The sequence below is a fragment of the Streptomyces sp. AcH 505 genome, assembly GCF_000818175.1.
GTDB lineage: Bacteria > Actinomycetota > Actinomycetes > Streptomycetales > Streptomycetaceae > Streptomyces.
Window position 1 is genome coordinate 3,284,115 of the sequence record NZ_JTIY01000001.1, and the last position, 8,366, is coordinate 3,292,480.

Below are 8,366 nucleotides of genomic sequence, written 5' to 3' on the forward strand. Positions count from 1 at the left end.
GCGCCTGGAACAGCTTCTTCGACTTGACCGGGTCCCACTTCAGCGTCGACCCGACACCCTTGATCGCGATCCCCGACCCGCTCAGCGGCACGGACGTGAACTCCGACGACGACGGCGAGAAGCCGTGCATCGCCTCGTTGAGCGCGAGCAACTGCTGCGCGCCGAAGCCCGCGTCGGCCCTGACCGAGCTGAGCATCGCCGAGGTGACGGCGCGGAACTTCACCGGGTTCAGCAGCACACCGCTGCTGGTTGCCTGGTTGATCAGGGCCGCGATGAAGCGCTGCTGGCGCTGCATCCTGCCCAGGTCGGACGTCGCGTCGACGTGCCGGGCGCGTACGTACTGCAGCGCCTGGCCGCCGTCCAGCTTGTGCGTGCCCGCCGTCAGGTTCAGCCCGGTGTACGAGTCCTTCAGCGGGCGCGGGGTGCAGATCTGCACCCCGCCGAGCGCGTCGACCGTCTTCATGAAGCTGGTGAAGTCGACCTCCAGGTAGTGGCTGATCTTCACCCCCGTCATGTGCTCGACCGTGCGCACCGTCAGATTGGGGCCGCCCTCCGCGTACGCCGCGTTCAGCTTCACCGGATGCGGCTTGTGGTGCTGCCCCGTCGTCTGGTCGACATGGGCGGGCAGTTCGGCGTAGCTGTCGCGCGGCAGGCTCACGACGCTGGCCCGCTTACCGTCCTCCGAGAGATGCACCAGCATGATCGTGTCGGTGCAGTGGCAGGGCGCGCCGCCGAGCTTGTACTTCGCCTTCTCGGCCTTGGTGATCTTGTCGCGGCCGTCGGTGCCGACGAGCAGCAGATTCATGCCGTGACCCGCGCCCGGCCGGTTCTTCATGTCCTTGAACGGGTCGACCCGGTCGATGCCGGTGTCCAGGCTGGTGACCACGGCGTGCCCGATACCGCCGGCGCCCAGGACCAGGACCGAGAAGGTCGTCGCCATCCGCATGCCCCAGCGCGGCCGTCCGTCCCGTCTCCCGGCGCCCCGGCCCCCGGCACGCGGCCGTGGCCGGGTGGCGATCCCGGCGGGACGGGGGGATCGCGAGGAGCGGGAGGAGCGGGGCGACGTGGGCACTGGGGCACCTCCGCGGTGACAGGGAATGGTCGAAACCGTAGGCCCATACGATCAGCGGCACCCTGCTACGACCGGGCGGCGCGCGTCGCTGTCCCCCGTTCGCGGTAACGTTGCGCCGATAATCCCGCCTCCTGAAGGACTCCGAAGGAACACATGCCTGCCCTGTCGCCCCCGGTTTCCGTGATCATGCCGGTGCTCAACGAGGAACGCCATCTGAGGAACTCCGTCCGGCACATCCTGGAGCAGGAGTACGACGGCGAGTTGGAGGTGGTGATCGCCCTCGGCCCGTCCACGGACCGTACGGACGAGATCGCCGCCGAGCTGGTGCGGGAGACCGCGGCCGACCCGCGCGCCCGCGTCCACACCGTCCCCAATCCCACCGGCCGCACACCGGCGGCGCTGAACGCGGCGATCAAGGCGTCGAGCCACCCCGTGGTCGTACGGGTCGACGGCCACGGCATGCTGTCGCAGAACTACATCGCGACCGCCGTCAGGCTGCTGGCCGAGACCGGCGCGGACAACGTCGGCGGCATCATGCACGCCGAGGGCGAGAACGCCTGGGAGGAAGCGGTCGCGGCCGCCATGACCTCGAAGATCGGCGTCGGCAACGCGGCCTTCCACACCGGCGGCCAGGCGGGCCCGGCCGAGACCGTGTACCTCGGGGTGTTCAAGCGCGACGCGCTGGAGCGGCAGGGCGGCTACAACGAGGAGTTCATCCGCGCCCAGGACTGGGAGCTGAACTTCCGGATCCGCGAGGCGGGCGGCGCGATCTGGTTCTCGCCCGAGCTGCGGGTGCAGTACCGGCCGCGGCCCTCCGTACGGGCGCTCGCCAAGCAGTACAAGGACTACGGACGCTGGCGCCATGTGGTCGCCCGCTACCACTCGGGCTCGATCAACCTGCGCTACCTCGCGCCGCCGGTCGCCGTGTGCGCGATCGCCGCGGGCATCGTCGTGGGCGCCGTGGTGACCCCCTGGGCGCTGCTCGTGCCCGGCGGCTATCTCGCGGCGATCGTCGCCGGGTCGGTCCCCGCGGGCAAGGGTCTGTCGCTCAAGGCGCGGCTGCGGATCCCGGTCGCGCTCGCCACGATGCACATGACGTGGGGCTACGGCTTCCTGACCAGCCCGCGCTCACTGGCCAAGCGGGTCATCGCGAGCCGCAGGCCGGCCGTACGGCGGGTCGACGAGGCGCAGCAGGACGCGTAGCCGCCTGACGCCCGCGCAGGACGTAAGAGCGCCGCCTGACGGATCCTCATCCGTCAGGCGGCGCTCTGCTGTACGTACTCCTTGGTGCGGGGCGACCCGCTACCAGCGGTACGGCGCGTAGACGTCCATGCAGGCGTCCTTCTTGTCGCCGTTGATGGCGTTCGCCGTGTCGGGGATGTCGCCCGCCTTCGGCACGTCCTTCTTCGGGTACACCCCGCCTTCGCGCCAGTCGGCGCCCACGACCACCGTGATCTCCGAGACGTCGGCGGACTTCTTCACCGCGCTCACCGGGATACCGACGGCCTTCGCGACCGCCTGGGCGTCGCCCTCCAGAGCCGCGCGCGGATAGGTGACCGTCGTCTCCGGCTGCGGGCTCTGCCGCTGGTCGGCCTCGGCCTTGTCGTACCCCTTCTCGCCCAGCAGCCCCGCGACGGCGCCCGCCCGCCCCGACACCGGAGCCTGGTCGCCGCCGGTGCCGTTGAGCACCTTCACCGACGTCTCACCGGGCGCAGCGGCCGGGTCCTTGGAGACCTTCGTCGACGGCTTCTTGTCGTCCTTGCCGCCGTTCTTGTCGAAGGCGACGTCGTCGCGCAGGAGCGACAGCAGCTTGTCGGCGTCGGGGGTGTTGATGACCAGATGGTTGATGTTCGTCGGGTCCTGCAGCGTCGGGAGCGTCGTCATCGTCATACGGTTCGTCGGCACCGACTTGAGCTGCATGCCCAGGTCGAAGAGCTTCTTGACCGTACCGATCTCCTTCGACACCTCCAGCGACTTCGTCGCCGCCTCGGCGAGCCCGGTCAGCCTGCCGGTGTCGGTGAAGACGTTCTGTTCCTTCAGCGTGCGGATCATCGAGTTGAGGTACATGTGCTGGGCCTCGGCGCGGCCCAGGTCGCTGCCGAAGGCGTGCCGGGTACGCAGCCACTGGAGGGCCTGCTTGCCCTTGACCGCGTGCGTGCCCGCCGTCAGCTTCAGCCCGGAGCCGCCGTGCGCCGCGGGCGTCGAGCGGTCCCAGATGTTCTGCTTGACGCAGACGTCGACACCGCCGATCGCGTCGGCCATCGACACCACACCGGAGAAGTCGATCGTCATCCAGTGGTCGATGTAGACGCCGGTCAGCTTCTCCCACGTACTGAGCGTGCAGCCGGGGCCGCCACGGCCCAGCGACTCGTTGATGATCCCGTTGGTTTTGGGGTACGTCTCGCCGGTCTTCGCGTCCTTGCACTCCGGTATGTCGACCCGGGTGTCGCGCGGTATGGAGAGCATCGACGCGTTCTTACGGTCGGCCGACACGTGCAGCAGCATCTGGACGTCGGCGAGCGGCTTGTTGCCCACCTCGTTCTTGCCGCCGCCGAGCTTGACGTTCTCCGGCTTGTTACGGCTGTCGGAGCCGATCAGCAGGATGTTCAGCGGGGTCTGGCCCGCCCCGTTGGCCTTGGGCTTCAGACCGCTGTCGGAGCCCGCGCGGGCGTCGCTGCGGATGTTGCCGTTGAGATGGCGGTAGTACAGATAACCGGCGCCGGCGGTCCCGAGGATCAGGAACGCCAGTCCTGCGGCGGTCCAGCGCAGCGCGCGGCGCCAGCCGCCGGGGCGGGTGCGCTTGCGCGGCGGACCGTGCCTGCGGCCGCTGCCGCCATGACCTGACTTGTGACCGTTCCTGCCCCGGCCGGCCCCCGCGCCGTCCGGACCGCTGCCGTCACCCTCGTACAGGCTGTCGTCCCAGCCGAGTTCACGGGCGTGCGGGACGCGTGATCGCGTCCCCTCCCGGTGCGCACTGCTCTGACCCACCCTGATCCCCCTTGCTCAGGTCGTCGCGCGCACGGGTCGACACCGCTGATGCTCCGGTGTCACTTCGCGCAGACCTGCTTGTCGGCTTCCACCTTCTGCACACCGTCCGGCACCTTTGCCGGTCCGGTGATGGGCACCCCCGCGCCCTTGAAGTCCTTGCCCAGTGTCAGTGTCATCGCTTCGAGTCCCACCGCGTCCTCGGTCCCCTGCTTCAGCGATGTCGCGGGCAGTCCCATCCAGGACGCCACCGTACGGGCCATGTCGGCCTGGTTCGGGGCGTATTCCAGGGTCGTCTTGGCCACGTTCGCGGGCGCGTTGCCCTTGTTGGTGGTCTTCGGCGCACCCTTGTCGTTCTGCAGCCAGGAAAGGGTCTCCTGGGCCGAGCCCTGCGGACCGCCGCCGTTGTACACGTCGACCCGTACGTCGGCCGCCGGTGCCTTCGGTCCCTTCAGCGCCTTTGCCTGCTGGGACTTCTTGGCGGCCGCTTCCTTCTTCACCTCGGTGAGCGAGGTGTCGCTCTGCAGCATCGAGAACAGCGGGTCGGCCTGCGTCTTGTTGATGACGACCGTGGCGTGCACGATCTCGTTCGGATTGTCGAGCACGGGCAGCGTGATGAACGAGATGTTCTTCGGGTCGATGCCCTTGAGCTGCGTCGCGAGCGATGTGAGCTTGGTGATGGACCCGATGCCCGAGTCGACGGCGAGCGCCTTCGTCGCCGCCTCGGCGAGCTTGAACATCTTGCTGGGACTGGTCAGCGTCCCCTTGGACTGGATCTTGCGCGCCAGAGATGCCATGAACTGCTGCTGGACCTTGATCCGGTCGAGGTCGCCCTGGTTGCCGAAGCTGTGCCGGGTACGGACGAAGGCCAGCGCCTGCTCGCCCTGCACGTTGGCCTCGCCCGCCGGCAGCTTGAGGTGCGAGTCCGGGTCGTCCACGGGGTGGGCGAGACAGATGTCCACGCCGCCCACGGCCGTCGTCAGCGACTTGACGGCGTTGAAGTCGGCCATCATGAAGTGGTCGACCTTCAGTCCGGTGATCTCCTGGACGGTCTTCATCGTGCAGCCGGGGTCGCGGCCGTCCTGGCCGAGGCTGGTGTTGAACCGCTGCTGCTCGGTGCCCGGGATGATTTTGGTGCTGCCGTCGGGCTGCTTGGTCTCGCAGTCCGGGATGTCGGTGATCAGGTCACGGGGGATGGAGAGCGCCGTCGCGTTCGTCCGGTCCTTGGAGACGTGCAGCAGGAAGTTGGTGTCGGCGTGGCCGACGCTGCCCTTGTCGCCGTAGCCCTCGTTGCCCTTACCGGTGCGCTTGTCCGTACCGATGATCAGGATGTTTATGGGCTTGTCGGCGGTGACGGGTTTGTCGCTCGTGCCGACGTCGTACGACGTGATGTTGTTGTTCAGGTGCTGGTAGTACGCGTAGCCGCCGACCGAACCGGCGACGAGCAGGAACGCCAGCGTGCCGCCCGTCCACAGCAGGGCCTTCTTCTTGCCCGACTTCTTCTGCTTGCGCTTCCGCCGGCCCTGGGCGGCCGCCTCGGCGGTCTGGCCCTTCCGGCGGCTGGCACGCGGCCCGGGTGCGTCGGCACGTCCCGACCGGGAGGCCGAGCGGGACTCCGAGCGTGATTCGGACCGGGAGCCGGGGCGGGCGTCCTGGCGGGAGGCCGGCCTGTCGGGGTCGGCTCTGCGCGAGGAGTCGCGCGGCCTCGCCGGCCCGGGCGTGGACGACTGCCCTGCGGAGTTGTCCAGTCGCAGTTCGTAGTTGCCCGTCTGCGGGTTGAGTACCCACTGGTCGGCGGGATCCATGTCGTCCGCCTGCCCACGGTTTTGCGCATCCACGGTTGCTTGAATCCTCCGTCGGTGCCACGCGAAGCGCCTCCCCCAAGACGCTCGGTCATTCGATCCGGCCGTACGCGACCTCTCGGCCTGAAGTACCGGATCGCGACACACTATCTGTCCAGTTCAGCGACGGGCGACGTCGCCGGGGAATCTGTCCTCCCTTACAAGTGGGCAATCCACCCAATCCTCATGGACTGCCACGCTTCCCTTGGCCATTGCTTTACTCACACATCCCGGCTGCGGCATTCGAGCCGGTGAATGTGGGGGTCGGTGCCGGACTTCCGCTCGGACTTCCGTCGGGGCTCCCCGTCGGGCTTCCGGTGGGGCCGGGCGAATTCGTGCTGGCAGAGGCCTTGTCGCCGGGATCTCCTGCCGAGGGGCTGTCCGAAGGACCGTCCGACTTCTCGTCCCCCGACGTCACCGAGACCGGCAGGTCGTCCCGCAGCTGCTTGAAGAGCTTGTCCGCCTCGGGCTGGACGAGTTCGTCACGATTCCGGTCCTGCGAGTACGGCTGCCGGGGGACTGTGAGGAATTGCACTTGCTCCGTCGGCACACTGCGCATGGAACGCACCAGGTTGTACAGATCCTTCAGGCTGGCGAGCCCCGGATCGGTCGTGATCGACTTCGTCGCCGCGTCCAGCACCGGGTAGAGCCGGGTCGGATTCAGCAGCACACCGTTGCTCTGCACCTTCTTGAAAAGGGCCCCGAGGAAACGTTGCTGCCGGTCCATGCGCTGGGTGTCGCTGCCGTCGCCGATGCCGTGCCGCGCCCGTACGAAGCCGAGCGCCTGCTCGCCGTTGAGGGTCTGCTGCCCGGCCGGCAGCTTCAGCTGGGCGTCCGTGTCGTCCACCGGGTCCTTGAGGCAGACCTCGACGCCGCCGACGGCGTCCACCATGCCCTTGAAACCGTGGAAGTCGATGACCATCTGGTGGTCTATCCGCACGCCGGTGAGCTTCTCGACCGTGCGGATGGTGCAGGCGGTGCCGCCGAACTCGTACGCCCAGTTGAACTGCGCGAACTGCGCCCTGGTGCGGGAGCCGTCCGGCTTGCCGCAGGCCGGGATGTCCACCATGAGGTCACGGGGCAGGGAGACGGCCGTCGCGCTTTTCCGGTCGGCGGCCAGATGCAGCAGGATCGTGGTGTCCGAGCGGGACGAGCCGCCGTCGTCGCGGCCGTACTTCCCGTTGTCGCCCGCGCGGCTGTCGGAGCCTATGAGCAATATGTTCAGGGCGTCGAGCGCGACGGGCTTGGGGCGGTCCTTCTCGTACGTCTGCAACTCGGCGGCGGCCTTGGTGTCCGTCGTGATGTTGCCGTCGAGCTTGTTGTAGAGCCACCAGCCGGTACCGGCGGCGGCGAGGACCACCACGGAGGTGCCGAGCGCGGCCCAACCCATCCAGCGGCGGCGGGGGTTGGCGGGGCCGGCGGGGGTCGGCGGTGTGTCGGTGTGACCGCCGCCGGGGCCGCCGGTGGCGGCGGTCGGGGTCGTGGCTGCGGCTACGTTCTCGGCGTCGGCGTCGGCTGGGCTTTCGGTGGCTGCGTCTCCGTCGGCCGGGGCGTCTGCCGCCTTGCCGTCGGTGGCCGGGCTGTCGGCGTCGTCGGGCGTGACGGCTGCACCGTCTTCGTCAGAGTCTTCGGCGGTCTCGGCGGTCTCGGCGGTCTCGGCGGTCTCGCCGTCCGTGGCCGGGGTCTCGACGCCCTTGCCGTCTTCGCTGTCTGCCGCGGCAGGGCTTTCGGCGGCCGAGGTGTCCGCGCCCTCGGCCTTGCCGTCTTCGGTGGATTCGCCGTCCCCGGCCTCGCCGGAGGCGGGAGCGCCCGAACGGGCATCGTCCGAGGTGGCACCGTTGTCATCCGCCCCGGGCGCGTCCGTCTGCGACTCGACGTCGGCCGGGGTCTCCGGCCGGGCGGGCGTGCCGGCACTGTCGCTCACGTCTGCGTCCATCCTTCAATGCGTCGGTGGCGCGCTGGGCCGCCGGTTGCTGGGGTAGACGGTCGAATCCCGCGCTTGGTTGTGCGGCTGACCACACGTATCTCTCAGGCGGACCTTCGTGTTGCCCCACCGCGCACCGGCAAACCCTGCGGTGCACGTCACAGCGCGCGATGGGTGACCCGCTCGCTCTCGACCCGCTTCTCCAGGCCCTCGGCGCCCAGTTCGGCGACGTTGCGGCAGAGCACGACGGAGGCTCCGGCGGCGAGCGGGGCGAACAGTCCGGTCGACAGTCCTTCCCAGGTGTCGTACGAGAGCCCCGACAGCAGCCGTGAGCCGGCTGTCAGGCCGAGCGCCTCGGCGTCGGCGCGGGCCTGCTCGACCAGTCCGGCCGCGGTGAGTTCCCCGCCGGCGACGACGAGCGCGACGCCGGCCGGGTCCACCGGCGCGAACGGCGCGAAGCGGTCGCCCTGGGACGGGACCTCGACCGCGTAGTCCACGAACCCCTCGGGGGGCTGCGGGAACCGGCCGCCGAGCGGGCGCAGCG

The 8,366-nt window shown here is 69.4% G+C and carries 6 protein-coding genes; 1 reads left to right on the forward strand and 5 read right to left on the reverse strand.

The window, feature by feature from the left end; translation table 11 throughout:
- Nucleotides 1-946 (reverse strand): LCP family protein (locus HY68_RS15075; protein ID WP_041989023.1); only part of this gene is annotated, 946 nt, incomplete at its 3' end.
- Nucleotides 947-1,225: 279 nt separating this feature from the next.
- Between HY68_RS15075 and HY68_RS15080 the strand changes: the two genes are divergently transcribed.
- On the forward strand, nucleotides 1,226-2,275 hold the full coding sequence (locus HY68_RS15080) for a glycosyltransferase family 2 protein (protein WP_078863617.1): 1,050 nt from the start codon (nucleotides 1,226-1,228) through the stop codon (nucleotides 2,273-2,275).
- 99 nt (nucleotides 2,276-2,374) lie between these two features.
- Here HY68_RS15080 and HY68_RS15085 read toward each other — a convergent pair whose 3' ends face one another.
- The 4 genes from HY68_RS15085 to HY68_RS45145 all read right to left on the reverse strand — a co-directional run.
- Nucleotides 2,375-4,060 carry an LCP family protein gene (locus tag HY68_RS15085; RefSeq protein ID WP_041989025.1) on the reverse strand — a complete coding sequence of 562 codons (1,686 nt, stop codon included), beginning with the start codon at nucleotides 4,058-4,060 and terminating at the stop codon, nucleotides 2,375-2,377.
- Nucleotides 4,061-4,119: 59 nt separating this feature from the next.
- Nucleotides 4,120-5,895, reverse strand: a complete 1,776-nt coding sequence (locus HY68_RS15090; RefSeq protein WP_041989027.1) for an LCP family protein — start codon at nucleotides 5,893-5,895, stop codon at nucleotides 4,120-4,122.
- A 220-nt stretch (nucleotides 5,896-6,115) separates the two neighbouring features.
- Complete coding sequence (locus tag HY68_RS15095; protein ID WP_041989029.1) at nucleotides 6,116-7,834, reverse strand: LCP family protein; 1,719 nt, start codon at nucleotides 7,832-7,834, stop codon at nucleotides 6,116-6,118.
- Between the two features lie 146 nt (nucleotides 7,835-7,980).
- On the reverse strand, nucleotides 7,981-8,366 hold a 386-nt coding region (locus tag HY68_RS45145; protein WP_041989031.1), incomplete at its 5' end, for a TIGR03089 family protein.